At 71.0% G+C, this 26,260-nt stretch carries 20 protein-coding genes; 5 read left to right on the forward strand and 15 right to left on the reverse strand.

Annotation, left to right across the window (positions count from 1 at the left end; genetic code table 11):
* Positions 1 to 161: 161 nt before the first annotated feature.
* Entirely contained in the window at positions 162 to 857 is a 696-nt protein-coding gene (locus L0P92_RS18855; protein ID WP_234763910.1) for an ATP-binding cassette domain-containing protein, read from the forward strand.
* On the opposite strand, the gene L0P92_RS18860 is transcribed toward L0P92_RS18855, so the two are convergent.
* A complete protein-coding gene (locus tag L0P92_RS18860; RefSeq protein ID WP_234763911.1) occupies positions 844 to 1,422 on the reverse strand; it encodes a TetR/AcrR family transcriptional regulator in 579 nt (192 codons plus the stop codon). The two genes, L0P92_RS18855 and L0P92_RS18860, sit on opposite strands and share 14 nt — an antisense overlap.
* Before the next feature lie 85 nt (positions 1,423 to 1,507).
* Here L0P92_RS18860 and L0P92_RS18865 point away from each other — a divergent pair, with 85 nt between their 5' ends.
* Positions 1,508 to 3,055 carry an MFS transporter gene (locus tag L0P92_RS18865; protein ID WP_234763912.1) on the forward strand — a complete coding sequence of 516 codons (1,548 nt, stop codon included), beginning with the start codon at positions 1,508 to 1,510 and terminating at the stop codon, positions 3,053 to 3,055.
* A gap of 61 nt (positions 3,056 to 3,116) precedes the next feature.
* Here the strand turns inward: L0P92_RS18865 and serA are convergent, their stop codons facing one another.
* The 6 genes from serA to L0P92_RS18895 all read right to left on the reverse strand — a co-directional run bounded on the left by serA (position 3,117) and on the right by L0P92_RS18895 (position 13,284).
* Entirely contained in the window at positions 3,117 to 4,706 is a 1,590-nt protein-coding gene (gene serA / locus L0P92_RS18870) for a phosphoglycerate dehydrogenase (RefSeq protein WP_234763913.1), read from the reverse strand.
* A 266-nt stretch (positions 4,707 to 4,972) separates the two neighbouring features.
* On the reverse strand, positions 4,973 to 5,971 hold the full coding sequence (gene ilvC / locus L0P92_RS18875) for a ketol-acid reductoisomerase (RefSeq protein ID WP_234763914.1): 999 nt from the start codon (positions 5,969 to 5,971) through the stop codon (positions 4,973 to 4,975).
* A gap of 129 nt (positions 5,972 to 6,100) precedes the next feature.
* A complete protein-coding gene (gene ilvN, locus L0P92_RS18880; protein WP_030051183.1) occupies positions 6,101 to 6,625 on the reverse strand; it encodes an acetolactate synthase small subunit in 525 nt (174 codons plus the stop codon).
* 32 nt (positions 6,626 to 6,657) lie between these two features.
* Positions 6,658 to 8,511, reverse strand: coding sequence for an acetolactate synthase large subunit (locus L0P92_RS18885; protein WP_234763915.1), 1,854 nt, complete (start codon positions 8,509 to 8,511; stop codon positions 6,658 to 6,660).
* A gap of 348 nt (positions 8,512 to 8,859) precedes the next feature.
* Positions 8,860 to 11,883, reverse strand: a complete 3,024-nt coding sequence (locus tag L0P92_RS18890) for a putative bifunctional diguanylate cyclase/phosphodiesterase (RefSeq protein WP_234763916.1) — start codon at positions 11,881 to 11,883, stop codon at positions 8,860 to 8,862.
* A gap of 450 nt (positions 11,884 to 12,333) precedes the next feature.
* Entirely contained in the window at positions 12,334 to 13,284 is a 951-nt protein-coding gene (locus L0P92_RS18895) for a 2-hydroxyacid dehydrogenase (RefSeq protein WP_234763917.1), read from the reverse strand.
* A gap of 75 nt (positions 13,285 to 13,359) precedes the next feature.
* Between L0P92_RS18895 and L0P92_RS18900 the strand changes: the two genes are divergently transcribed.
* Both L0P92_RS18900 and L0P92_RS18905 read left to right on the forward strand, forming a co-directional pair.
* Positions 13,360 to 14,358, forward strand: coding sequence for an aldo/keto reductase (locus tag L0P92_RS18900; protein ID WP_234763918.1), 999 nt, complete (start codon positions 13,360 to 13,362; stop codon positions 14,356 to 14,358).
* A gap of 156 nt (positions 14,359 to 14,514) precedes the next feature.
* On the forward strand, positions 14,515 to 15,726 hold the full coding sequence (locus L0P92_RS18905; protein WP_234763919.1) for a PQQ-dependent sugar dehydrogenase: 1,212 nt from the start codon (positions 14,515 to 14,517) through the stop codon (positions 15,724 to 15,726).
* 6 nt (positions 15,727 to 15,732) lie between these two features.
* Here the strand turns inward: L0P92_RS18905 and L0P92_RS18910 are convergent, their stop codons facing one another.
* From L0P92_RS18910 to L0P92_RS18940, 7 genes are all read right to left on the reverse strand, one after another.
* Entirely contained in the window at positions 15,733 to 15,990 is a 258-nt protein-coding gene (locus L0P92_RS18910) for a DUF6191 domain-containing protein (RefSeq protein WP_234763920.1), read from the reverse strand.
* Between the two features lie 44 nt (positions 15,991 to 16,034).
* On the reverse strand, positions 16,035 to 19,088 hold the full coding sequence (locus L0P92_RS18915) for a helix-turn-helix transcriptional regulator (RefSeq protein WP_308289736.1): 3,054 nt from the start codon (positions 19,086 to 19,088) through the stop codon (positions 16,035 to 16,037).
* A 95-nt stretch (positions 19,089 to 19,183) separates the two neighbouring features.
* A complete protein-coding gene (locus L0P92_RS18920) occupies positions 19,184 to 19,378 on the reverse strand; it encodes a hypothetical protein (protein ID WP_234763922.1) in 195 nt (64 codons plus the stop codon).
* A gap of 214 nt (positions 19,379 to 19,592) precedes the next feature.
* Positions 19,593 to 20,153 carry a hypothetical protein gene (locus L0P92_RS18925; protein WP_234763923.1) on the reverse strand — a complete coding sequence of 187 codons (561 nt, stop codon included), beginning with the start codon at positions 20,151 to 20,153 and terminating at the stop codon, positions 19,593 to 19,595.
* 35 nt (positions 20,154 to 20,188) lie between these two features.
* The gene (locus L0P92_RS18930) at positions 20,189 to 20,764 is read right to left on the reverse strand and encodes a GNAT family N-acetyltransferase (protein ID WP_234763924.1); all 576 of its coding nucleotides are present in this window, start codon (positions 20,762 to 20,764) and stop codon (positions 20,189 to 20,191) included.
* Positions 20,742 to 22,970, reverse strand: a complete 2,229-nt coding sequence (locus L0P92_RS18935) for an MMPL family transporter (protein WP_234763925.1) — start codon at positions 22,968 to 22,970, stop codon at positions 20,742 to 20,744. Before L0P92_RS18935 ends, L0P92_RS18930 begins: the two co-directional genes overlap by 23 nt.
* Positions 22,971 to 23,215: 245 nt before the next feature.
* Entirely contained in the window at positions 23,216 to 23,659 is a 444-nt protein-coding gene (locus tag L0P92_RS18940) for a hypothetical protein (protein ID WP_234763926.1), read from the reverse strand.
* Positions 23,660 to 23,847: 188 nt separating this feature from the next.
* On the opposite strand from L0P92_RS18940, the gene L0P92_RS18945 reads away from it, so the two are divergent.
* Positions 23,848 to 24,651, forward strand: coding sequence for an SAM-dependent methyltransferase (locus L0P92_RS18945; protein WP_234763927.1), 804 nt, complete (start codon positions 23,848 to 23,850; stop codon positions 24,649 to 24,651).
* A 79-nt stretch (positions 24,652 to 24,730) separates the two neighbouring features.
* Here L0P92_RS18945 and gatB read toward each other — a convergent pair whose 3' ends face one another.
* Entirely contained in the window at positions 24,731 to 26,245 is a 1,515-nt protein-coding gene (gatB, locus tag L0P92_RS18950; protein WP_234763928.1) for an Asp-tRNA(Asn)/Glu-tRNA(Gln) amidotransferase subunit GatB, read from the reverse strand.
* Between the last annotated feature and the right edge of the window lie 15 nt (positions 26,246 to 26,260).

Genomic DNA, 26,260 nt, shown 5'->3' on the forward strand with positions numbered 1-26,260 from the left:
CGCCCCGGCCGCGCTCCCACCCGGCTGCGCCTTCGCGCCCCGCTGCCCGCTCGCTGCGGACGCCTGCCACACGGCGGAACCGGAGCCGCAGGAGGTGGAGAAACGCCTGGTGTCCTGTCACCACTGGCCCGAACTCCCGCACCCGGCAACGGAGTTGTTCCATGAGTGACGCCCTGCCCGAGACCCCGACCGACGCCCTGCTCGACGTCCGCGACCTCGTCGTCCGCTACGGCGACGTGACGGCCGTCGACCACGTCTCGTTCACCCTGGCCCCCGGCGAGACCCTCGCCCTCAACGGCCCGTCCGGCTGCGGCAAGTCCTCCACGGCGCTCGCGGTCCTCCAGCTGCACCGCCCGGACGCCGGTGAAGTCGTCTTCGAGGGCCGGGAGTTGACGTCCCTCACCGAACGCGAGCTGCGCCCGCTGCGCCCTCGCATGCAGCCCGTGTTCCAGGACCCGTACGGATCACTGAGCCCCCGCCACCGCATCCGCGACGCGGTGGCGGAACCCCTGCGGATCCAGGGCCGCCGCCCCACACCCGACCAGGTGGCCGAACTCCTCGACCGGGTGGGCCTCGACCCGTCGTACGGCGACCGTCTCCCGCACGAACTCTCCGGCGGGCAGTGCCAACGCGCCGGAATCGCCCGCGCGCTGGCCTCGGAGCCACGCCTGCTCGTCCTGGACGAGCCGGTGTCCTCCCTCGACCCTTCCGTGCGGGCCGGCGTACTGAACCTGCTCGCCGACCTCCAGGACGACCTCGGCCTCGGCTACCTCTTCATCTGCCACGACCGGGCGGTCGTACGGCATGTCGCGGACCGGGCGATCGAGATGCGCGAGGGGCGCGTCATTTCCGCGTAGCGGCCCCGATCACCTGCCGCAGCCCCTCCGCCAGCTGGTCGGCCTCCGGGGCGGTCTTCGGGTCGAAGGTCCACTGCGCCATGACGCCCATCATCAAGGTCAGGTAGAAGTAGCCGAGGGTGTCCACGGTCTCCTCCGGGACGTCCTCCTCGCGCCCCCCGTGGAAGAGCGTCACGATGCCGCGCGCGCCTCCGCGCTGGGCCCGCGCCAGATGCTCCCGCACCTCCGGCAGCTGGTCGCCCATGACCACGATCTCCATGCTGAGCCGCCACATCGAGCCGGGGTCCCGCATGGTGCCGATGATGTTCGACCACACCTCGGCGAACCGCTCGACCGAGCCGGGCTCCCCACTGAGCTCGCCACCGCCCTCGAAGGCGTCCGACATCCCCTCCACCATCTCGACGTACGCCTGCGCGAGCAGCGCGTCCTTCGAGCCGTAGTGGTAGCCGATCGAGGCCAGGTTGGTCCCCGACTCCTTGACGATGTCGCGCGCGGTCGTGCGCACGAACCCCTTCGCCAGCAGGCAGCGCTTGGCGCCTTCGAGCAGATCCTCACGGTGTCCCATGACGACCCACCCTACCCTCGATCCATACATCCGTCCTATACGCCCGTCCTAGACAAGCGTTTAATACGCGCGTACATTCACCGCCATGACAACGAACCCGATGAGCCCTTCGGCCGGCACTCGAGCCGGACGCCGTGAATGGACGGCCCTCGGCGTCCTGATGCTTCCGCTGCTGCTGGTCTCGATGGACGTCTCGGTCCTCTACTTCGCGATCCCGGCGATCAGCGCGGACCTGGAGCCGAGCGGCACCCAGCAGCTGTGGATCTTCGACATCTACGGCTTCGTCCTGGCCGGCCTGCTGATGACGATGGGCTCGCTCGGCGACCGCATCGGCCACCGCCGCCTCCTGCTGGTCGGCGCCGCCGCCTTCGGCGCCGCCTCGCTGCTGGCGGCGTACGCGCACAGCGCCGAGGTCCTGATCGCGGCCCGCGCGGTCCTCGGCATCGGCGGCGCGACCCTGATGCCGGCGACGATGGCCATCCTGCGCGCGATGTTCACCGACCCCGCGCAGCGCGCCAAGGCGATCGGCCTGTGGTCCGGCGTGATGACGGCCGGCGTGGCCCTCGGTTCGGTGCTGAGCGGGGTCCTGGTCGAGCACTTCTGGTGGGGCTCGGTCTTCCTGGTCAACCTGCCCGCGATGGCGCTCCTGCTGCTCCTCGGCCCCCTCCTGCTGCCCGAGTCGAGGAACCCCGCGCCCAGCCGCTTCGACTGGCTGAGCGTCCCGCTGTCCATGGCGGCGGTACTGCCCGTGGTCTACGGCCTGAAGGAGATCCCGTCCGAGGGCTGGAACGTCCTCTACGTCGTCTCGATCACCGTCGGCCTGCTGTTCGCGGCCCTCTTCGTCCACCGCCAGCGCACCGCCGCCGCCCCGATGATCTCTCCGGCCCTGTTCCGCGGACGCGGCTTCGCACCCTCCGTGATCCTCAACCTCGTCTGCATGTTCGGCGTGCTGGGCTCGTCCTACTTCACCACGCAGTACCTTCAGTCGGTGCTCGGCATGGGCGCGCTGGAGGCGGCCCTGTGGGCGCTGCTGCCGTCGGTGCCGATCGGCGCGGCGGGACCGCTCGCGACGGGGCTGGTGCAGCGGGGCGTCAACCGTGCCTACGTCGTCACCGGCGGCTTCGCGACCTCCGCGGCCGGTTTCGCGCTGCTGTCCCTCGCCGGCACGGACTCGTTGTGGCTGGTGCTCGCCGCGTGCGCGGTGATCGCCGTCGGAGGGGTCACCGTGATGTCCCAGATCATGGACCTCGCGATGGGCTCCGCCCCGGTGGAACGGGCGGGCTCGGCGTCCTCCCTGCTGGAGACCGGAGCCGAGTTCGGCGGCGCCCTCGGCATGGCCGTCCTCGGCTCGATCGGTACGGCCGTCTACCGCCACGAGATCCCGGCGTCGGCCCCGGACGTGGCACACGAGACCCTCGGCGGAGCGCTGGCGGTCGCCGACCGGGTCCCGGGCCTGGCCACCGCCGCACGGGAGGCGTTCACCAGCGGTATGCAGGGCGCGGCCATCGCGGGATCGGTACTGCTCGCGGCGGCCGCGGCACTGGCGGCGGTGACCCTGCGGCGGGTCGAGGCGCCCGAGTGCACACACAAAACGCCGGACGAGCCGAGTCATTTCAGCCCGTCCGGCGTTTGAGGACGAGGCCCGTTCAGGGCCGATGCGGGGGTCCGGGGGCGGCAGCCCCCGGCACGGCGACCTAGGCCAGGTTCACCGCACGAGCCGACGTCGCCCCGATCTCCTCGGCGACCTCGGTCAACACCCCGGAGGGCACCGTGTCGTCGACGGTCAGGACCGCCAGCGCCTCACCACCGGCGACGGCACGCGAGACCTGCATGCCGGCGATGTTGATGCCCGCCTCGCCGAAGACCCGGCCGACCGTGCCGACGACACCCGGACGGTCCTCGTACTTCAGGACGACCATGTGGTCGGCGAGCGCGAGATCCACGTCGTAGTCGCCGACCGCGACGATCTTCTGGAGGTGCTTGGGGCCGGCCAGCGTGCCGGAGACCGAGACCTCCTCGCCGTTGCCGAGCGTGCCGCGCACGGTGACGACGTTGCGGTGGTCGGACGACTCCGAGCTGGTCGTCAGCCGCACCTCGACGCCGCGCTCCTGCGCGAACAGCGGGGCGTTGACGTACGACACCGTCTCGTCGACGACGTCCTCGAAGACACCCTTGAGGGCGCTGAGCTCCAGCACCTTCACGTCGTGCTGGGTGATCTCGCCGTACACCTCGACGTCGAGGCGGACCGCGACCTCACCGGCGAGCGCGGTGAAGATACGGCCGAGGCGCTCGGCGAGCGGCAGACCCGGCTTGACGTCCTCGGCGATGACACCGCCCTGGACGTTCACCGCGTCGGGGACCAGCTCACCGGCAAGGGCGAGACGCACGGAGCGGGCCACGGCGATACCGGCCTTCTCCTGGGCCTCATCCGTCGAGGCACCGAGGTGCGGGGTGGCGACGACCTGGTCGAACTCGAAGAGCGGGGAGTCCGTGCAGGGCTCCTTCGCGTACACGTCGAGACCGGCACCGGCGACCCGGCCCTCCTTGAGGGCGGAGTACAGCGCCTCCTCGTCGACGATCCCGCCGCGCGCGGCGTTGACGATCCGCACGCTCGGCTTGACCTTGCGCAGCGCCTCGTCGCCGATGAGACCGACGGTCTCGGGGGTCTTGGGCAGGTGGACGGTGATGAAGTCCGAGACCTCGAGCAGCTCGTCCAGCGACAGCACCTTGACGCCCATCTGGGCGGCGCGCGCGGGCTGGATGTAGGGGTCGTAGGCGACGACCTTCATGCCGAAGCCGGACATGCGCTGGGCGACCAGCGCGCCGATGCGGCCCAGACCGACGACACCGAGGGTCTTCTCGGCGAGCTCGACGCCCGTGTACTTGCTGCGCTTCCACTCGCCGTTCTTCAGCGCGGCGTTGGCCTGCGGGATGTGGCGGGCGGTGGCGACGAGCAGACCGCAGGCCAGCTCGGCGGCGGTCACGATGTTCGAGGTGGGGGCGTTGACGACCATCACGCCGGCCTTGGTGGCGGCGGAGACGTCGACGTTGTCCAGGCCGACGCCGGCTCGGGCGACGACCTTCAGCTTGTTCGCGGCGGCGATGGCCTCGGCGTCGACCTTGGTGGCGGAGCGGATCAGGATCGCGTCCACGTCGGCGATGGCCGGGAGCAGTTCGGCTCGGTCCGCTCCGTTGCAGTGGCGGATCTCGAAGTCGGGGCCAAGCGCGTCCACGGTCGCGGGCGACAGCTCTTCAGCGATGAGTACGACGGGTTTCGAGCTCACGTGAGTCCTCACAAGTCCAATGCGGACGGCCGTCCCGACGGCCGCAGGCGGTGGAGGGGGCTTGCCGCGTGGAAGACGCACGACGCTGTGGGCCTGACGCGTATGTAGTACGGCAGTGTAGTGCCGCGGCGGAGGGCGTCTTGCGCCTCTGCGGAAGGATCACCCGGACGAGAAACGCCATTTTGTAGGGGGTCTCTGGGTCGGGTCCGGGGGCAGAGCCCCGTGGCGGTACCCCCAGCCGAGGGTACCGCCACGGAAGGCGTGGCTCACGCCTCTTCGTCGACCCAGCTCATCAGCTTGCGCAGCTGCTTGCCGGTGGTCTCCAGCAGGTGCTCGGAGTCCTGCTTCTTGTACTCGTTGTACTTCTTCAGGCCGCCGTGGTACTCGTCCATCCACTGCTGGGCGAAGGTGCCGTCCTGGATCTCGGCGAGGACCTTCTTCATCTCGGCCTTGGTGGCGTCGGTGATGATCCGCGGGCCGGTGACGTAGTCGCCCCACTCGGCGGTCTCGGAGATCGACCAGCGCATCTTCTCCAGGCCGCCCTCGTACATGAGGTCCACGATCAGCTTCAGCTCGTGCAGGCACTCGAAGTACGCGATCTCCGGCTGGTAGCCGGCCTCGGTCAGCGTCTCGAAACCGGCCTTGACCAGCGCGGCAGTACCACCGCAGAGAACGGCCTGCTCACCGAACAGGTCGGTCTCGGTCTCCTCGGTGAAGGTGGTCTTGATGACGCCGGCGCGGGTGCCGCCGATGCCCTTTGCGTACGACAGGGCGAGCGCGAAGGCGTTGCCGGAGGCGTCCTGCTCGACGGCCGCGATACACGGAACGCCGCGGCCCTCCTCGTACTGGCGGCGCACCAGGTGACCCGGGCCCTTGGGGGCGACCATGCAGACGTCGACGCCGGCCGGGGGCTTGATGAAGCCGTAGCGGATGTTCAGGCCGTGGCCGAAGAACAGCGCGTCGCCGTCCTTCAGGTTCGGAGCGATGTGCTCCTCGTAGACCTGGGCCTGGATGGGGTCCGGGACGAGGATCATGATGACGTCGGCCTCGGCGGCGGCCTCCGACGGGCTCACCACGCGCAGACCCTGCTCCTCGGCCTTCGCCTTGGACTTGGAGCCCTCGTGCAGACCGACACGGACGTCGACACCCGAGTCACGGAGCGACAGCGCGTGGGCGTGGCCCTGGCTGCCGTAACCGATGACCGCGACCTTGCGGCCCTGGATGATGGACAGGTCGGCGTCGGCGTCGTAGAACAGCTCGGCCACTTTGGGTTCTCTCCTTGTGTGCAGGTGTTGCGTCCCACCGTATGACGGCGGGGGGAAGGGAAGTTTCGGGGTCTCGCTATACGGGCGGAATCCGGACGGCCGGTGTCACCCGACCGTCCGAACGCGTCCTTACGCCGACCGGTCGAGCGCGCGCAGCGAGCGGTCCGTGATCGAGCGGGCGCCGCGGCCGATCGCGATGGTGCCGGACTGGACGAGCTCCTTGATGCCGAACGGCTCCAGCATCTTCAGCATGGCCTCCAGCTTGTCGCTGGAGCCGGTGGCCTCGATGGTGACGGCCTCCGGGGAGACGTCGACGGTCTTGGCGCGGAAGAGCTGGACGATCTCGATGATCTGGGAGCGGGTCTCGTTGTCGGCGCGGACCTTCACCAGGACGAGTTCGCGCTGAACGGCCGAGCCGGGCTCCAGCTCGACGATCTTCAGCACGTTGACGAGCTTGTTGAGCTGCTTGGTCACCTGCTCCAGCGGGAGGTCGGCGACGCTCACCACGATGGTGATGCGGGAGATGTCGGGGTGCTCGGTGACACCGACCGCGAGCGAGTCGATGTTGAAGCCGCGGCGGGAGAACAGGGCGGCGATCCGGGCGAGGATGCCCGGCGTGTTCTCCACCAGGACGGAGAGCGTGTGCTTGGACATGATCTTTTACGTCTCTCTCTTACGTCTCTGGCTCAGTCGTCTTCGTTGTCGCCGAAGTCGGGGCGGACGTCCCGGGCGGCCATGATCTCGTCGTTGGAGGTACCGGCGGCGACCATCGGCCACACCATGGCGTCCTCGTGGACGATGAAGTCGACGACGACAGGGCGGTCGTTGATGGAGTTCGCCTCTTCGATGACCTTGTCCAGGTCCTCCGGCCGCTCACAGCGGATCGCGTAGCAGCCCATGGCCTCCGACAGCTTCACGAAGTCGGGGACGCGGGTGCCGGCGCTGGGCTGCTTGCCGTCGGCCTCGGGGCCGGAGTGCAGCACGGTGTTGGAGTAGCGCTGGTTGTAGAAGAGGGTCTGCCACTGGCGGACCATCCCGAGGGCGCCGTTGTTGATGATGGCGACCTTGATCGGGATGTTGTTCAGGGCGCAGGTGGTGAGCTCCTGGTTGGTCATCTGGAAGCAGCCGTCGCCGTCGATCGCCCAGACCGTCTTCTCCGGCGTGCCGGCCTTGGCGCCCATCGCGGCCGGGACCGCGTAGCCCATGGTCCCCGCGCCGCCGGAGTTCAGCCAGGTCGCGGGCCTGTCGTACTGGATGAAGTGCGCGGCCCACATCTGGTGCTGGCCCACGCCCGCCGCGAAGACCGTGCCCTCCGGGGCGAGTTGGCCGATGCGCTCGATGACCTGCTGCGGGGACAGCGAGCCGTCCTCGGGCTGGTCGTAGCCGAGCGGGTAGGTCTCGCGCCACCGGGACAGGTCCTTCCACCAGGCGCTGTAGTCGCCCTGGTGGCCCTCGGCGTGCTCCTTCTGCACGGCCTGGACCAGGTCGGCGATGACCTCGCGGGCATCCCCGACGATCGGCACGTCGGCGGCCCGGTTCTTGCCGATCTCGGCCGGGTCGATGTCGGCGTGGACGATCTTGGCGTACGGGGCGAAGCTGTCCAGCTTGCCGGTGACGCGGTCGTCGAAGCGGGCTCCGAGGGCGACGATCAGGTCGGCCTTCTGCAGCGCGGTGACGGCGGTGACCGCACCGTGCATGCCCGGCATTCCCACGTGCAGCGGGTGGCCGTCGGGGAATGCGCCGAGCGCCATCAGGGTGGTGGTGACGGGCGCTCCGGTGAGTTCGGCGAGGACCTTCAGCTCGGCGGTGGCGCCGGCCTTGATGACACCGCCGCCGACGTACAGGACCGGCCGCTTGGCGCCGGTGATCAGCTTGGCGGCCTCGCGGATCTGCTTGGCGTGCGGCTTGGTCACCGGACGGTAGCCGGGCAGGTCCATGGTGGGCGGCCAGGAGAACGTCGTCTTCGCCTGCAGGGCGTCCTTGGCGATGTCGACCAGGACCGGGCCCGGACGGCCGGTGGAGGCGATGTGGAACGCCTGCGCGATGATCCGCGGGATGTCCTCGGCCTTGGTGACCAGGAAGTTGTGCTTGGTGATCGGCATCGTGATGCCGACGATGTCCGCCTCCTGGAAGGCGTCCGTGCCGATCGCCTTGGACGCGACCTGCCCGGTGATCGCCACGAGCGGCACCGAGTCCATGTGCGCGTCCGCGATCGGCGTGACCAGGTTGGTGGCGCCCGGTCCCGAGGTCGCCATGCAGACACCGACCCGGCCGGTGGCCTGCGCGTAACCGGTGGCGGCGTGCCCGGCGCCCTGCTCGTGCCGGACGAGGACGTGACGCACCCGGGTGGAGTCCATCAGCGGGTCGTACGCGGGAAGGATCGCACCGCCGGGAATGCCGAATACCGTGTCGGCGCCGACCTCCTCGAGCGAACGGATGAGGGACTGCGCACCCGTGACGTGCTCGGGGGCGGACTGGTGTCCTCCGGATCGGGGCCGCGGCTGCGGGTGAGCCCCGGTGGCCTGCTCGGTCATCGGCATTCTCTTCTCGATGCTGAGGGTTTTTGCGAGGTTTGGGCGGAGTTTCGGTGCTGCACGACTGGTGCCTGTGCAACAAAAAACCCCTCGTGCCAAAAGGCAAGCGAGGGGAGCGCGCCGGGTGTGGTCGCTGGGAGTTCCGGGTCTGTCCGGACGTCACCAGCTTCAGCCGACGCGCTTTCCAAGTACGAGAATTCGGGTGCGCATGGCACTGACCCTCTCCCCGGCGCACACCCACTGTCAAGTAGGTGGGACGGGAGTCTCATTATGTGAACGCAGGGCACTTCCGCCTCCCAGAACGGCGGTCACACCACTGGTGTACACCCCCGACCCGCCGCTTTCCATGGTCGTTCACCTCCGGGGCGCCACTGTCGGTGTCGAGGCCGCGACCGTGCTCAGCCCTTCGGGCCTCCGCGCGCTCGCACCCTCGACACCGACGCGCCCCTGTGGTTCTCTCCCGCCCGCGAGTGCGGGCTCCGCCGGCCCGTGCGGCACCGGATAGCGCCCGGCACCGATCGCCCGGCGCAGCCGGTACTCGTCCAGCGGCCCGGAGAACGCCATGCCCTGCCCGTGCGTGCACCCCATCGCGCGCAGGGCGACGACCTGCTCGGGAAGGTCCACGCCGTCGGCGACGGACTGGAGCCCGAGGTCTCCGGCGATCCGCAGCAGCCCTCCGGTGATCTTGTGCAGCCGCGCGGACTCTACGACCCCCTCGACCAGACCGCGGTCGAGCCTGAGTACGTCGACGGGGAGCCGGCGCAGCGCCGTGAGCGCCGCGTATCCACTGCCGAAGCCGTCCAGGGCGATCCGGACGCCGAGCCGGCGCAGACCGCCCAGCCGGCGCTCCAGCTCGTCCAGTGAGACACGGGGGTCGAGGTCGGACAGCTCGATGATCAGCGACCCGGGCGGCAGCCCGTGCCGGGTCAGCAGCGCCTCGATCGAGCCGAGCGGCATCGACCGGTCCAGCAGCCGGCGCGCGCTCATCCGTACGGCCACGGGCACGGCGAGCCCGGTCGCGGTGCGCTCGGCGGCCTGCTCGACGGCCTCCTCCAGCATCCAGCGGCCCAGTTCGGCGGTCTTGTCGCTGTCCTCGGCCACCCGCAGGAACTCGGCGGGCGTGAACAGCACCCCTTGCGAGGACCGCCAGCGCGCCTGGGTGGCGACCGACGTGATCCGGCCGTTCTCCAGGCACACCACCGGCTGGTGCAGCAGCGCGAACTCGCCGTCGTGCAGCGCGGCCCGCAGGCGCGTGGCCAGCTCCGCCTTGCGTACGACGTCCTGCTGCATCTGCGGCTTGTACAGCTCGACGCGGCCCTTGCCGCCCGCCTTGGCGCGGTACATCGCCAGGTCGGCGTTGCGCAGCAGTTCCCCCGCGCCGAGCCCCGGCTCGGCGAAGGCGACGCCGATGGAGGCGTTGACACGGACGTCGTTGCCGTCGATGAGGTACGGCTGGGACAGCGTCACCCTGAGGCGGTCGGCGAGCTCCAGGATGTGTCGTTCGCGGGCGGTGCGGTCACGGGTGCCGTCGCCCGCGATCAGGGCCGCGAACTCGTCGCCGCCGAGCCGGGACGCGGTGTCCCCGCCCCGGACGGCGTCCTGGAGTCTGCGGGCGGCCTGGACGAGCAGTTCGTCCCCGGCCTGGTGTCCGATGGTGTCGTTGACGCCCTTGAAGCCGTCGAGGTCGATGAAGAGCACGGCCGTGTTGCGCAGGGCGGGGCCCCGGTCGGAGGCGCGGCGGCCGGACAGGGCCTGCTGGACCCGCTTGGTGAACAGCGCGCGGTTGGGCAGGTCGGTGAGCGGGTCGTGCTCGGCGTTGTGCTGGAGCTGCGCCTGCAGGCGCACTCTTTCGGTCACGTCCCGGCTGTTGAAGATGAGGCCGCCGTGGTGCCGGTTGACGGTCGACTCGACGTTGAGCCAGCCGTCGTCGCCGGAGCGGAAGCGGCACTCGATGCGCGTAGTGGGTTCCTCGAGTGGGCTGGCGGCGAGGAAGCGGCGCACCTCGTGCACCACGCAGCCCAGGTCCTCCGGGTGGATGAGATTGGCCAGTTCCGTACCCACCAGCTCCTCCGCGGAGCGGCCGTAGACCCCGGCTGCGGCCGGGGAGACGTACCGGAGGATGCCGTTGGGCGCGGCGATCATGATGACGTCGCTGGAGCCCTGCACCAGGGAGCGGAAGTGGTTCTCCTTCTGCGCCAGTTCCTGGGTGAGGGTGATGTTGTCGAGCAGCATGATGCCCTGGCGCGTCACCAGGGCGAGCACGACCGTGCCGCCGGTGATGAGCACCACGCGGTCGACGCTGCGGCCGTTGAGGACGTTGTAGAGGATCCCCAGGGTGCAGACGGCGGCGGCGAGGTATGGCGTGAGGGCGGCCAGGGAGCCGGCGATCGGCCGGGTGATCGGGTACCGGGTGTGATCGGCTCCCTGGGCGGGCGGCGTGTGGTGGTGGCTCGCGCCGCGCTGTCCGGGCACGTGTTCGTGCACCACGCGCGTGTGCCCCGCCCCGTCCTGCCGTTCGCCGTCCGCGTGCCTCGGCGCGGCCCACGGGGCGTACGCCAGGAGCAGCGAGCCAGCGAACCAGCCCGCGTCGAGCAGCTGGCCGGAGTGGTAGCTGTTGTGCAGCAGCGGCGAGGTGAACAGGGCGTCGCACATCACGGTCAGGGCAAGTGCGCCGATCGCGGTGTTGACCGCGGTGCGGTTCGCCGAGGAGCGGCGGAAGTGCAGCGCGAGCACCATGCTGACCAGGGCGATGTCGAGCAGCGGGTAGGCGAGCGAGAGCGCGGTGTGCGCCACGCTCTCGCCGCCGCCGGCGTCGATCTTGGCCGCCTGGGCGAGGGCCAGGCTCCAGGCCAGGGTCAGCAGCGAGCCGCCGATCAGCCAGGCGTCCAGGCCCAGGCAGACCCAGCCGGCCTTCGTCACCGGACGCTTGGCGAGCACCAGGAGTCCCACGATGGCGGGCGGGGCGAAGCACAGGAAGAACCCGTCGGCGTAGGACGGGCTGGGCACGGGCCGCTGGAGGACGACCTCGTACCATCCCCAGACGAGGTTTCCGAGGGCCGCCATCGCGGAGGAGAGGGCGAACAGCAGCCAGGCGGGTCGAAAGCGGATACGGCGGCTACGGGCGTAGCGGAAGCAGGACACGGCGGCGGCGCCGGCCGCGGCTGCCAGCCCGAAGTCGCCCATGATCAGCGCGACTTGGTTCGAACCCCAGCCGAGCGCGGAACCGACGGCGTATCCCGCGCACACCAGGGCCAGAACGAGTTGCGGGACGAATCCCGTGCCGCCCCCGAACGAGGGGCGGGGCAGTGTCGCCGCCGACGAGGGCTGTGCTCGCAGCCCCGCGTCGAGCGTGCTCGTGGAGGGCGGTGGCGAGCTCACCGGGTCCTCCCGGTCCGCGTCGCTCGCGGGTCCCGAGGGTCCCGGTGCGCCGGATGCGCGTGCCGCCTGCGGCTGTTGGGTCCGCGGTGGTGGGTGTGACGGCAGCTGTGAGTGCCGTGGTGGCCGCGTCTGCGCGCGGCCGTCCACCAGGGTCGCCGTCGACGGCCCCGCCGCGTCGGATCGCTCGTCCATAGGCCGTGCATCGCCCGTCGCCCCCCTCACAAATCTGAAATGTCCATCCCAGGCGCCGAACAGTGCGCGGCGCAGCCCCTGTCGGGGACGATACACCAGTCTCGTCACTCAGGGACATAGCACCTCTACGCTCCGTGACGACCAGCGCATATGCGAGTACGGACCGCTTCCGGGAGGTTGCGGACGGTACTCGAAGCGGATTTCCGGACTGTTGCGCGCGGCGCGCGCGACACGCGCCCGACGCTCAGCCGATGAGCGTCACGCGTGTGTCGCACCCGTCGTAAGGATCACGTTGCGCAGAGGCTCGCGGTTCACGAACCTCGTCAACTGGTCCACCAAGAGCCGCTCGGCGCGGGGCAGGAACGCCGACGTCGGCCCGCCCACGTGCGGGCTGATCAGCACGCCCGGCGCACGCCACAGGGCGTGGTCACGGGGCAGCGGTTCGGGGTCGGTGACGTCCAGCGCGGCGGTGAGGCGCCCGGCCTCCAGCTCGGCCAGCAGCGCCTTGGTGTCCACGACGGGTCCGCGGGCCACGTTGACCAGCAGCGCGCCGTCCTTCATGCGGGCGAGGAAGTCGGCGTCGGCCAGGTGGCGGGTGGTCTCCGTCAGGGGCGTGGAGAGGATGACGACGTCCGCCTCCGGGAGCAGGGCGGGCAGTTCGGTGAGCGGATGCACTTCGCCGCGCGCCGTGGTGCGCTCAGAGCGCGCGACGCGCGCCACCCGCGCGAGTTCAAAGGGCACGAGCCGGTCCTCGATGGCGGCGCCGATCGACCCGTATCCCACGATGAGGACGTTCTTGTCCGCCAGCGCCGGCCGGAATCCGCCGAGCCACTCCCCCTTGTCCTGGGCCCTGACGAAGTCGGGGATGCCGCGCAGCGAGGCGAGGATCAGCGTGAGCGTGAGCTCGGCGGTGCTCGCCTCGTGCACGCCGCGCGCGTTGCACAGCCGCACGCCGGGTCGCAGGTGCTTCAGGCCCGGCTCGACGTGGTCGATGCCGGCGGAGAGCGTCTGGACCACCTCCACGTGGGTCATCTCCGGCAGGGGACGCTGCCCGAGCCCGGGCGGCTTCATGTACGGGACGACGTAGAAGGCGCAGTCGGCCGGGTCGGCGGGAAAGTCCTCCTCGCCGTTCCAGAAGCGGTAGTCCGGACCCTCCGGGAGGCCTTCGATCTCTTCCGGCGGGATGGGAAGCCAAACATCACCAGTCATGTCAGGAGGCTATGTCAGGCGAACAGGTGTGCAGAGGTTAGGTTGGGGTGCCGGAAGAGGGAGGGTTACGGCCAGGTGGAGCGCAGGACGATCGGCGCGGCGGCACTCGCGGTGGGAGCCGTCGGGCTCGGGTGCATGCCGATGAGCTGGGCGTACAGCTCGTCGCGGCAGCGGGGCGAGGAGTCGGTCAGGGCGGTGCACCGGGCGCTCGATCCGGGCTCGACGCTGCTGGACACGGCCGACATGTACGGGCCGTTCACCAACGAGCTTTTGGTGGGGCGGGTGTTGAAGGAGCGCCGCCAGGACGCGTTCGTGTCGACCAAGGTGGGTCTGCTGGTCGGCGAACAGCACATCGTGGCCAACGGCCGCCCCGGCTATGTGAAGCGGGCCTGCGACGCCTCTCTGCGCCGCCTGCAGACGGACGTGATCGACCTCTACCAACTGCACCGCGCGGACCCCGAGGTCCCCGTCGAGGAGACGTGGGGCGCGATGGCGGAGCTCGTCCAGGCCGGAAAGGTACGGGCGTTGGGGCTGTGCGCCATGGGCGCGCGCGGCGGCCGGCGCTCCGGGACCCGCCTTCACGACGCGACGATCCGCCAACTCCAGCGCGTGCAGCAGGTCTTCCCGGTGAGCGCCGTACAGGCCGAGCTGTCGGTGTGGTCGCCCGACGCCCTGGAGGCCCTCCTGCCGTGGTGCGAGGCACGCGGTGTGGGTTTCCTCGCGGCGATGCCCCTGGGCAACGGCTTCCTGACCGGCACGCTCACTCCCGGCCAGGGCTTCGAACCGGACGACGTCCGCGCCCGGCACCCCCGCTTCACCGCGGAGATGATGGCGGCCAACCAGCCCATAGTGGCCGGCCTGCGCCGCATCGCGGCCCGCCACGGCGACGGGGCCACACCGGCCCAGGTCGCGCTGGCCTGGGTGCTGTCCCAGGGCCGCCATGTGATCGCGCTTCCCGGCACGAAACAGGAACGCTGGGTCACCGAGAACGCGGCAGCCGGAGGCCTGCGGCTGACGACGCAGGACCTGGCGGAGGTGGCGGAGCTGCCGGGGGCGCTGGGGTCCTGGGACTGACGTCGCGCGGTCGCCGGCCGGAGTGATTCAGGATTCATGGATCGGGAACCTGTGAGGCTCGAGCGGTGAAGGCATCTCCCGGGGGATAACCCCGGACCCCCAGCAGAAAAGACACTCGTGATCCCCAACCCGGAACCTGCGAGGCTCTTGCGGTGTATGACAAGTAGAACCCCGCGCCGGGGCTGCCGCGTCGAAGGGACCGTGATCGTGCAACGTCGAGTTGTGACGGCCGTAATGGCCGCGGCCGTGCTGGTGCTGACGGCCGGATGTTCCTCCGACGACGGGGGGTCGCCGGGCGGCGGCAGTGCCGCGGCGTCGAGCAGTGACAAGGGGGCGTCGCCCACCGGGCGGGCCGCCGAAGAGACGCCACCGGCGCAGGGGTCGGTGAAGGTGGTGCGTACGGTCGCCGAGGGGCTGGAGACCCCTTGGGGCCTGGCCCCGCTCCCCGGCGGCGATCTGCTCGTGTCCTCCCGCGACGAGGCCACGATCACGCGGATCGACTCGGAGACCGGCAAGAAGACCGAGCTGGGCGAGGTGCCGGGGGTGTCGCCGGCCGGCGAGGGCGGTCTCATGGGCCTGGCCCTGTCGCCGGACTATGCCTCGGACCACATGGTCTACGCGTACTTCACCTCGGCCTCGGACAACCGCATCGTCCGCATGCTGTACGACGAGCAGCGTCCGGCCGGCGAGCAACTGGGCGCACCCGACACCGTCTTCAAGGGCATTCCGAAGGGCTTCATCCACAACGGCGGCCGGATCGCGTTCGGCCCGGACAAGATGCTGTACGCGGGCACGGGCGAAAGCGGTGACACGGGCCTGTCCCAGGACAAGGAGTCCCCGGGCGGCAAGATCCTCCGCCTGACCCCGGAGGGCGAACCGGCTCCGGGCAACCCCTTCACCGACTCCCCCGTGTACTCGTACGGCCATCGCAACGTCCAGGGCCTGGCCTGGGACTCCGAACAGCGCCTGTTCGCCGGGGAGTTCGGCCAGGACACCTGGGACGAGCTGAACGCGATCAAGCCGGGCGACAACTACGGCTGGCCCGAGGCGGAGGGCAAGTCCGACGACGCGAAGTACCACAACCCGCTGGCCCAGTGGGGCACGGACGACGCCTCCCCCAGTGGCATCGCCTACGCCGAGGGCTCCGTCTGGATGGCGGGGCTGAAGGGCCAGCGCCTGTGGCGGATTCCTCTGAACGGCACAGAGGCGTCGGCGGATCCGCAGGCCTTCCTGGAAGGCGAGTACGGCCGGCTGCGGACGGTCGTCCCGGCCGGCGGCGACAAGCTGTGGGTGACGACGAGCAACACCGACGGGCGGGGCGACCCGAAGGACGGGGACGACCGGATTCTGGAGGTGCAGGTGAGCTGAGCGGCCTCACTCCGACCCGTCGGGCTTCCTCTCCTGCTCGGCCCCGTCCCCGCTCTCGTCCCCGGTCCGGTCCTCGGCCTCGGTGTCGTCCGCCTTGGACGACCGCTCCGGCATCCGTACGACGACCTTCCCGGACGCGAGGTCTATCGGCCCGCGCACGGGGTCGTTGTCCCCGACGTCCACGCGGGTCAGTTCCAGACGGTTCTGTTCGTCACGGGTGTGCTTGCGGCCGGGCGCGAAGAGTTCCTCGAACGCGTTGAACACGGAACCTCCCAGGGCCGACGTCCCTTACAGCGTAAACCTCCGGCTCACGACCCCGAGCTGAGAGATTCGGCCACGAACAGCCCCATCCGATGCGCCAGCGCCGCGGCCTCGCCCCTCCCGGAGACGCCGAGCTTGCCCAGGATGTTCGACACATGGACGCTGGCCGTCTTCGGGGAGATGAAGAGTTCCTCGGCGATCTGGCGGTTGGTGCGGCCTGCGGAGACCAGGCGGAGGACATCGCGTTCCCGGGTGGTGAGGCCGAGGGAGTCGGCCGGGTCGGTCCGGGGCGGGGGCGGTGCCGCCGTGAGGGTGAGACGGGCTCGCTGGGCCAGGTGGGTCGTGGCGTCGACGAGGGGACGGGCGCCCAGATGGGTGGCGGCGGCCCGGGTCAGGCGGAGCAGTTCCGTGGCGCGGGCGCGTTCGTCGTCCCCGCCGATCGCGAGCAGCGCCTCGGCCAGGCGGTGGCGGACGTGAGCGAGGTCGTAGGGGCGCTCCAGGGCTTCGAATGCTGTGACCAGGTCCGACCAGGTGTCGGGCTCGGGGGCTCGGCTCGCGGCCCGGTCGAGTTCGGCTCGGGTCCACTTCTCGTAGGCCAGCCACAGGGGAGCGCCCGTGGTGAGCTTGCGGACGGTCTCGAAGAGCCGGTCCAGGAAGGCGGCGCGGCCCTCCTGTGCGGCGGGCAGCGCGTGGGCGCGGGCGTCGGACTCGGCGATGGCGGCGGCCAGCAGCAGGGGCCAGGCGTAGCGCTGGGTGCCGGGCGGGAAGCCGGCGCTCATGGCCCGGTCGGTCTCCGCGCGGGCGTCGAGGAGACGGCCCTCGGCGGCGGATATGCCGACGGCGAGGTAGGACATCGGCAGGTTGTTCTGCGGCATGGGGTCGTGGGTGCCGTAGGAGGCGCGGGCGGCGGCAAGATGACGGCCGGCCTCGGCGATGTCGCCGCGGGCGAGCGCGATGCGGGCGAGGCTGTTGGAGCCGCCGCCGCGCGGCTTCACGGCCTGCCCCGTGCGCTGGGCGTTCACCGCGGCGTCGGCGGCCTCGTCCCAGCGGCCCAGGGAGATCAGTGACTCGGCGAGGTTCGCCCAGATCCAGGCCTCGGAGTCGCGCAGGCCCCACTGCTGGGTGAGCCGCAGGCCCTCGCGCAGGATGCCGACGGCGTCCTCGGAGCGGCCGACGCCTTCGAGGACGGACGGCAGGTTCACATGGCTGCGGCCCACCACGGCGGTGAGGCCGCGGGCCAGTACCTCGTCCCTGACCTCGTGCATCTGGGCCAGTCCGGCCTCGGTGTCGCCGGCTTCGACCATGAGGCCGCCGAGGGTGAGGCGGGCGTTCAGTTCGATGTCCTCGGCGCCGACCATGCGGGCGTACTCGACGGCCCGTTCGGCGGCGGACATGGCGTCGGGGCCGGGGTCGCGGAGCATCGACCAGTTGGCCGCGGTGGCCAGCACCTCGGCGTGCACCTCGGACGGCGGCAGGCCGCGCACCAGTTCCTGCGCGGTGCCCAGCTCCCTCCAGCCGTCGCCGCGGGCCTGTGCCTGGACCAGCCGGGAGCGCTGGACCCAGAACCAGGCGGCGCGCAGGGGGTCGCCCTCGTCCTCCAGCAGGTGCAGGGCGCGCTTGGTGATCTTCAGGGCGCGTTCGCGCTCTCCGCAGAGCCGTCCGGCGACGGCGGCCTCGGCCATCAGGTCGAGGTAGCGCAGGGGTGTGGTGGCGGGGTCGCAGCCGCAGGGCGGATAGACCTCGGTGTAGTCGACGGGACGCAGGGTGGCGCGGGTCTCCTCGGGGGCGGAGTCCCACAGCTCCATCGCGCGTTCCAGCAGCCGTAGTTGCTCGGAGTGGGCGTGCCGGCGGCGGGCGGTGACGGAGGCGTCCAGGACGGCGGGCAGGGCCTTGGCCGGGTCGTGGGCGTGGTACCAGTAGCTGGCCAGCCGCATGACGCGTACGTCGGTCGGGACGAGCGTCGGATCGGCCTCCAGGGCTTCGGCGTAGCGGCGGTTGAGGCGGGAGCGTTCGCCGGGCAGCAGGTCGTCGCCGACGGCCTCGCGGACCAGGGAGTGGCGGAAGCGGTAGCCGTCGCCGCCGGGCGCAGCGGCGAGGATGTTGGCGCCCACGGCGGCCCGCAGCGCCTCGATGAGGTCGTCCTCGGCGAGCCGGGCGACGGCCGCGAGCAGCCGGTACTCGACGGTGGATCCGCCCTCGGCGACGATCCGGGCGACCCGCTGGGCGGCCTCGGGCAGCCCCTCCACCCGTACCAGGAGCAGATCGCGCAGGGTGTCGGTGAGGCCGGGGCGGCAGCCCTCGTGGGCGGCGCAGGCGAGTTCCTCGACGAAGAAGGCGTTGCCGTCGGAGCGTTCGAAGATCTCGTCGACCTGGGCCGGGTCGGGTTCGGTGGCCAGGATGCCGCCGAGCTGGCGGCCGACCTCGGCGCGGTTGAAGCGGCCGAGTTCGACGCGGCGGACCGTGCGCAGACGGTCGAGTTCGGCGAGCAGCGGGCGCAGGGGGTGCCAGCGGTGGATGTCGTCGGAGCGGTAGGTGGCCAGGACGACGAGGCGGCCGGTGCGCAGGGTGCGGAAGAGATAGGCGAGGAGGTGGCGGGTGGAGGCGTCGGCCCAGTGCAGGTCCTCCAGGGCGACGACGACCGTGCGGCCGGCGGCGACGCGCTCCAGGAGGCGGGCGGTGAGCTCGAAGAGGCGGGCCATGCCCTCCTCGTCGGAACGGTTCGCCCCGCGGGCCGGTGCCGTCTCGGCCAACTCGGGCAACAGCCGGGCCAGTTCCTCCTCCTGACCGGCGGCAGCGGCGGCCAGCTCGTCGGGCAGCTCGCGGCGCAGGGCGCGCAGCGCGGTGGAGAACGGCGCGAACGGCAGCCCGTCGGCGCCGATCTCGACGCAGCCGCCGACCACGACGACGGCGCCCTCGCGGGCGGCAGCGGTGGCGAACTCCTCGACGAGGCGCGTCTTGCCGACGCCGGCCTCGCCGCCGATCACCAGCGCCTGGGGATTGCCGGCGGCGGCTTGGGCGAGGGCGTCGTGCAGCGTCTCCAACTCGGTTGCGCGGCCGACGAACACGGGGCTGACGGACTTGGTCTCCACGGGGGCGAGCATCGCATGCGGCACTGACGGTCCGGCATCGGTTTTCTGGGGGCTGCCGCCCCCAGACCCCCGTATCGGCCCTGGAAGGGACCGGCCGGCATCCGCCATCACGCGGTGCGTGGATGCCGGTGTCCACGGGAGCGGGACGTATGTTCCTCCGTCGCCGCACCCTCGGCGGAGCGTTCCGCGGTCTCGCGGCGGGCGGCGCGGCGCAGGCGCAGCGCCTCCCGGGCGAGGCGTTCGTGCTCGGCCCGGCGGATCAGGTCGGCGGAGCGCAGGTGGTGGAGTTCGTAGCCGTGCATGGCGGGTCCCTCGTTTTCCCTGGTGAGAAGGTGGTGCCGGCGTCGATTCGCCGGTGCCTCAACCTTCGTCCGCCAGGGGGGTCCGCCGCATCGGGAGAGTTCCGCATCTTCGCGCGGGCGGGAGGGGCCTTAGACGCGCGTGAGGGGCCTCAGGGCGCCGTCCGAGGTGCTTAGGGCGGCGCTCCGAGGCCCCTCAAGGGTGCCCCGCGGTGGTTCAGCCCACTGAGGGCAGGCCGAGCAGGACGTCGGTGTACTTGAGTACGGCCAGCAGCAGGCCGATGACGCCCAGGGAGACGCCGCCCCAGGCGACCGACTTGATCCACGCGGGCTGCGGCTTGCCGGGCGCGCCGAACGCGGGCCGGGCGAGGACGACGACACCGACGAGCAGCGCGGCGAGCGCGAAGGCGCCGGCCCACAGGGCGGTGGCGTTCCAGGCGTCTCCGTAGCCGGTCTCCAGCAGCTTGGAGACGTTCTGGGACGACGACGTCGAGGACTCCAGCTGGGCGACGAGGGACTGCCGCGCGGAGGCGACCGTACCGAGCCAGCCGCCGCTCAGGGAGACGAGGCCGAGCGCCGCGGAGACGACCGCGCCCGCGCCCTGGCCGACGCCGGAGGGCGCCGCTTCCGTCGCCTCGGCGGCCACCTCCTCGTGCTCGTCCCCGTCGACGGCCTGGGCCTCGGTCTCGGCCTCGGTCGCCTCGGTGACGTCCACGTTCTCGTCGTCGGCCTTGGTCTTGGTCTCGGTCGCGGTCTCGTCCACTGTCTTCGTTCCCATGTCTCGCACCGTACGGACGCTCTCTGAGAGGTGTCTTAATGATCGTTGCGTGCGGCACGCGCGCGTGCTTCGCGCCACTGAGGGGCGAGGATCGACCACACCTCCAGGTCGTGCCGCACCCCACCATAGGGGTGGGCCTCGCGGCGTACGCCGTCCCGGGTCATGCCGAGCCGCCGGGCGACGTTCAGGCTGGGCGTGTTTCCGGAGGCCGCGACCCATTCGACGCGGTGGATGCCGCGCTCCTCGACGGCCCAGTCGATCAGCACCCGCATCGCCCGGGTGATGAGCCCGCGCCCGGTCGCGGCGGGCTCCAGCCAGCACCCGACCTCGCAGTTGCCGGTCGCGGCGTCGAAGTTCAGGGTGAGGACACCGCCCACGAGTTTTCCGTCCAGCCAGATGCCGTGGTACGACGCCGTGTCCGCGGCGCGCAGGTCGGCGTACCGCTGGAGGGTCTCGCGCGCCGACGCCGGGTCGGTCACGTTCGAGCCGAACGGGATGTACTGCCCGATGAACTCCCGGCCCCGCTCCAGATGCGCCAGGAACTCCTCGGCGTGCCACGGCTCCAGGGGCCTGAGCTCGGCTCCGTCGTCACCCAGCGGTATCGCGTACATCGCCCCGTTGCTCCTTCTCCAGTTCCGACACGACGTCGGTGAGCCTCTCATGGGCGGCGCGGGACTCGGGCGGTTCGATGCTGATGCGGGGCAGGCGCCGGTCGAGCCAGCGGGGCAGCCACCAGTTGGCGCCGCCGAGCAGGTGCATCAGAGCGGGGACGAGGAGGGTGCGCAGGACGAAGGCGTCGAGGGCGACGGCGGCGGCGAGGGCGATGCCGAACATGGCGATCACACGGTCGCCGCTGAGGACGAAGGCGAGGAAGACCGAGATCATGATGACCGCGGCGGAGTTGATCACCCGGCCGGTCTCGGCGAGGCCGATCCGGACCGCCCGCCGGTTGTCGCCGGTCTCCAGCCACTCCTCGTACATCCGGCTGACCAGGAAGACCTGGTAGTCCATGGAGAGGCCGAACAACACCGAGACCATGATCACCGGGAGGAACGGTTCGATCGGGCCGGCCCTGCCCAGGCCCAGCAGCTCGCTGCCCCAGCCCCACTGGAAGATCGCCACGACGACACCGAAGGCGGCGGCCACGGCGGCCACGTTCATCGCGGCGGCCTTCAGCGGGATGCCGACGGACCGGAAGGCGAGCAGGAGCAGCACACAGCCGAGGCCGATGACGACGCCGACGAACAGCGGCAGCTTGCCGACGATCACCTCGGCGAAGTCGTCGTAGCCGGCCGTCATGCCGCCGACCTGCACATCGAGCGAGGTGCCGGTCTCGGCGCGGGGCAGGACGTCGTCGCGCAGCCGGTCGACGAGGTCGCTGGTCTGCCGTGACTGCGGGGCGGACTCCGGTACGACGGTGAGGTACGCGGTGTCGCCGCCGGTGTTGTAGGTCACCGGGGTCACCGACGCGACGCCCTCGGTGGTGCGCAGGGTGGCGTCGAGGTTGTCCAGGGCCAGCTTGTCGTCGCCGCCGTCGACCTCGGTGACCAGGGTGAGCGGGCCGTTCACGCCGGGCCCGAAGCCGTCGGCGAGCAGGTCGTAGGCCTGGCGGGTGGTGGCGGACTCCGGGTTGTTGCCCTGGTCGGAGGTGCCCAGACGCAGGCCGAGGGTGGGCAGCGCGAGGACGGTGATGACGGCCAGGGCGATGGCGCCGAGCGCCTTGGGGTGGCGCTCCACGAACGCCGACCAGCGGGCGGCGAACCCGGTGGGCACCTCGGGTTCGGGGCCGTGCTCGGTCAGCCGGCGCCGCTCGCGGCGGCTCAGGGCGCGCATGCCGATGAACGACAGCAGGGCGGGCAGCAGGGTCACGGAGGCGGCGACGGTGAGGACCACGGTCAGCGAGGCGGCGATGGCGACGCCGTTGAGGAAGCTGAGCTGGAGGATCAGCATCCCGAGCAGGGCTATGCACACGGTCGCACCCGCGAAGACGACAGCGCGTCCGGTGGTGGCCACGGCGTTGGTGATCGACTCGGTGACGGGCAGGCCGCGTTTCAGGCCGCGCCGGTGCCGGGTGACGATGAACAGCGCGTAGTCGATGCCGACGCCGAGCCCGATGAGCATCCCGAGCATGGGCGCGAAGTCGGCGACGGTCATGGCGTGCCCGAGCAGGGCGATGCCGGCGTACGCGGTGCCGACGCTCACCAGCGCGGTGGCGATGGGCAGCAGGGAGGCGGCGAGCGAGCCGAAGGCGAGGAAGAGCACGACGGCGGCCACGGCCACGCCGACGACCTCGGCGATGTGCCCCTCGGGCGACTCGGTGAGCCCGACGGCGCTCCCGCCCAGCTCCACCTGGAGCCCGTCGGCCTCGGCGGACTTGGCCGCGCTCACGACGGCCTGTGCCTCGCCCTTGTCGAGGTTCTCGGCCCCGGCGTCGAAGGTGACGGTGGCGTACGCCGTGTGCCCGTTCTCGCTGATCTGGGCGGCGCCCTGCTTGTCGTAGGGGCTGCCGACGGCCGCGACCCCGGGCAGTTCGGCGATCTCGTCCAGGGTGCGCGTCATGGTCTGTTCGACGTCGGCGGCGCGGACGGTGCCGGACGCGGTGTGCCAGACGACGGTGTCGCTGTCGCCGCCGAGTCCCGGGAAGCCGTCCCGCAGCAGCTGGGTGGCGCGGCCCGATTCGGTGCCGGGGACCTCGTAGTCGTTCGAGTAGGCGGAGCCGGTCACGGCGGCGGCCGCGGTCACCCCGCCGAAGGCGAGGAGCCAGAGCAGTACGGCGACGAGGCGTCGTCGGACACACCAGCGTGCAAGGGCTGCCACGAACGTGCTCCCGGGGGCGATATGTGGATCTTTGACCGGGAGACGCCGAAACGTCGTTCATGAAGTGAACAGCCCGCAAAGAACGCATGAGCGATGTGAAGCAAACTCTCGCAGGCGCCAGTGATCGTTTGCCCCGTTCGTGGGTTTATTCACACGAGTGGGAGGCAGATCACAGGACAGTGACGGCCACTCTGTCGTCGCACGTGGCGCCTCTCACAGAATTGCGCACCCGCACCGGGAACTTCTCAGTCGAACTGGTCCCCCAGTGCCATCACCATCACCCCGGTGACAAGCAGCCACAGCGCCCGCCGGGTGCGCCCGCGCGAGCCGAGGAACGCGGCGAGCGCGCAGACGGCGGCGCCGAGCGCGTAGGCGGCCGGGACGAGAGCGGGAGCGGAGCCGGTGGCCCGGAGCGTGGCGGCGGCCAGCCCGGCGAAGGCGAGGAGCGCCCCGGTCACGGCCGCAGTCCAACGGGCCCGCCGCGCCACCTGTGCCGGGTCGTCGAGGTCTTCTTCTTCGTCGTCCGCCGGGAATTCTTGGTCGTCCGCCGGACCCTCTGCGTCGTCAGCCGGATCTTCTACGTCGTCCGGGGCCTGGGCGTCCGCCACATCCTCGGCGTGGTCGTCCCTCGGCGTCTCGGACCGCTCCTCCCCCGTCTCGGATATCTCGGAATCACCGCGTCCACTCATGGCGGGCGAGCGTAGCGCGTCGCGCCGGGAAATCGGATGCCGGTCCGAAGGGCGGGCTGCTAGCGTCCGAAGGTCCGCCGTTTCCGCGGCACACCGCCGCCGACCTGGGCAGGTGCATTGTTTGAGCGTCCGGCCGAGCTCCGACGTATCCCTTTCCGCTTCCCCGGACTCAAGGAGCCGTCCCACCGATGCCGGACATCACCCCGAGGACCTCGAATGAGGAACTCACCAAGCGGCTGACCCACGCCCGCTACCCGCGCAGCAACAGCTACGACGTCCGCTGGGTCATCGAGAACCAGATGGGCCCGAACGCCCTGTGGCTGCTGGAGTGGCTGGCCCCCGCCCTCGGCCTGGACGCCCTGCGCCCGTGCGCCCGCGTCCTCGACCTGGGCTGTGGCCGGGCCATGACCTCCGTCTTCCTGGCCAGGGAGTTCGACGCCCAGGTCACCGCCGCCGACCTGTGGATCAAGCCCGACGACAACGCCAGGCGCATCGCCGAGGCCGGCTTCGCCGACCGGGTGCTGCCCGTGCACGCCGAGGCGCACGACCTGCCGTTCGCCGAGGCCGGCTTCGACGCGATCGTGAGCGTCGACGCGTACCAGTACTTCGGCACCAACGATCTCTATCTGCCCACGCTGACCCGGCTGTTGAAGCCGGGCGGGCGGATCGGGGTCGTCGTACCGGCGCTCCGGGAGGAGCCGGCGGGCGCCGAGCCGCCGGAGCACCTCAGGCCCTGGTGGGAGCCCGACTTCTGGTGCTTCCACTCCGCCGACTGGTGGCGACGCCACTGGACCCGCAGCGGCGCCGTCGAGGTCGAGGCGGCCGACTGGCAGCCGGACGGCTGGCGGGACTGGCTGCTGTGGTGCGACGTGATCGCCGAGGAGAGCCCGGAGGAGTTCCATCGCACGATGGCCCGCCGGGTCGGCGAGATGGTGCGCCACGACGAGGGCCGCGCGCTGGGCTTCGTACGGCTCGTCGGACGGCGTATCTGAGAACGCGCCGAGGAGAACACACCGAGGGGGACGCGTCGCCGTTGACGCGTCCCCCTCGGGGATTCACGAACCGCGGGTGTCAGCCCTCGCTGACGCCCAGCTTCTCCAGGATCAGCTCCTTGACGCGGGCCGCGTCCGCCTGACCGCGCGTCGCCTTCATGACCGCGCCGACCAGGGCACCGGCCGCGGCGACCTTGCCGGAGCGGATCTTGTCGGCGATGCCCGGGTTGCCGGCGATGGCCTCGTCGACGGCGGCACCGAGGGCACCCTCGTCGGAGACGACCTTCAGACCACGCTTGTCGACGACCTCGTCCGGGGTGCCTTCGCCCGCGAGGACGCCCTCGATGACCTGGCGCGCCAGCTTGTCGTTGAGGTCGCCCTTCGAGACCAGCTCGGTGACCCGGGCGACCTGCTCCGGCGTGATGGCCAGCTCGTCCAGCGACTTGCCCGACTCGTTGGCGCTGCGGGCCAGTTCGCCCATCCACCACTTGCGGGCGGACGCGGCGTCGGCACCGGCGTCGATCGTGGCGACGATCGGGTCCAGCGCACCGGCGTTGAGGATCGCCTGCATGTCGGTGGCCGAGATGCCCCACTCCGCGAGGAGCCGGGTACGCCGGGCCAGCGGCAGCTCGGGCAGGGCCGCCCGGATCTCCTCGACCCACTCGCGCGAGGGGGCCACCGGCACCAGGTCCGGCTCGGGGAAGTACCGGTAGTCCTCGGCCTCTTCCTTGACGCGGCCCGAGGTCGTCGACCCGGTGTCCTCGTGGAAGTGCCGGGTCTCCTGGATGATCGTCCCGCCGCCGCTCAGCACGGCCGCGTGACGCTGGATCTCGAAGCGGGCCGCGCGCTCCACGGACCGCAGCGAGTTGACGTTCTTGGTCTCGCTGCGCGTGCCGAACTTCTCGGTGCCGTTGGGCCGCAGCGACAGGTTCACGTCGCAGCGCATCTGGCCCATCTCCATCCGGGCCTCGGAGACGCCGAGCGCCCGGATGAGCTCGCGCAGCTCACGGACGTACGCCTTCGCCACCTCGGGGGCACGCTCGCCCGCGCCCTCGATCGGCTTGGTGACGATCTCGATGAGCGGGATGCCGGCGCGGTTGTAGTCCAGCAGCGAGTGCGAGGCGCCGTGGATACGGCCCGTCGCGCCGCCCACGTGGGTCGACTTGCCGGTGTCCTCCTCCATGTGGGCGCGCTCGATCTCCACACGGAAGGTCTCGCCGTCCTCCAGCTGGACGTCGAGGTAGCCGTTGAAGGCGATCGGCTCGTCGTACTGGGAGGTCTGGAAGTTCTTCGGCATGTCCGGATAGAAGTAGTTCTTCCGGGCGAAGCGGCACCACTCGGCGATCTCGCAGTTCAGCGCGAGACCGATCTTGATCGCGGACTCGACGCCGGTCGCGTTGACGACCGGGAGCGCGCCGGGCAGGCCGAGGCAGACGGGGCAGGTCTGCGTGTTGGCGTCCTGACCGAGTTCGGTCGAACACCCGCAGAACATCTTGGTCTTGGTGCCGAGTTCGACATGGACCTCAAGGCCCATGACGGGGTCGTACGACGCGAGTGCGTCCTCGTACGACACCAGGTCGGTCGTGGTGGTCACGGTGAAACTTCCCTC

It is taken from the genome of Streptomyces muensis, from assembly GCF_021474425.1.
Taxonomy (GTDB): domain Bacteria; phylum Actinomycetota; class Actinomycetes; order Streptomycetales; family Streptomycetaceae; genus Streptomyces; species Streptomyces muensis.

Coding starts and splice junctions, on each gene's coding strand:
- L0P92_RS18855 (WP_234763910.1), top strand. CDS start 162: ATGAGTGACGCCCTGCCCGAGACCCCGACCGACGCCCTGCTCGACGTC.
- L0P92_RS18860 (WP_234763911.1), bottom strand. CDS start 1,422: ATGGGACACCGTGAGGATCTGCTCGAAGGCGCCAAGCGCTGCCTGCTG.
- L0P92_RS18865 (WP_234763912.1), top strand. CDS start 1,508: ATGACAACGAACCCGATGAGCCCTTCGGCCGGCACTCGAGCCGGACGC.
- ilvN (WP_030051183.1), bottom strand. CDS start 6,625: ATGTCCAAGCACACGCTCTCCGTCCTGGTGGAGAACACGCCGGGCATC.
- L0P92_RS18885 (WP_234763915.1), bottom strand. CDS start 8,511: ATGCCGATGACCGAGCAGGCCACCGGGGCTCACCCGCAGCCGCGGCCC.
- L0P92_RS18895 (WP_234763917.1), bottom strand. CDS start 13,284: ATGACTGGTGATGTTTGGCTTCCCATCCCGCCGGAAGAGATCGAAGGC.
- L0P92_RS18905 (WP_234763919.1), top strand. CDS start 14,515: ATGACAAGTAGAACCCCGCGCCGGGGCTGCCGCGTCGAAGGGACCGTG.
- L0P92_RS18915 (WP_308289736.1), bottom strand. CDS start 19,088: ATGCTCGCCCCCGTGGAGACCAAGTCCGTCAGCCCCGTGTTCGTCGGC.
- L0P92_RS18920 (WP_234763922.1), bottom strand. CDS start 19,378: ATGCACGGCTACGAACTCCACCACCTGCGCTCCGCCGACCTGATCCGC.
- L0P92_RS18925 (WP_234763923.1), bottom strand. CDS start 20,153: ATGGGAACGAAGACAGTGGACGAGACCGCGACCGAGACCAAGACCAAG.
- L0P92_RS18930 (WP_234763924.1), bottom strand. CDS start 20,764: ATGTACGCGATACCGCTGGGTGACGACGGAGCCGAGCTCAGGCCCCTG.
- L0P92_RS18940 (WP_234763926.1), bottom strand. CDS start 23,659: ATGAGTGGACGCGGTGATTCCGAGATATCCGAGACGGGGGAGGAGCGG.
- L0P92_RS18945 (WP_234763927.1), top strand. CDS start 23,848: ATGCCGGACATCACCCCGAGGACCTCGAATGAGGAACTCACCAAGCGG.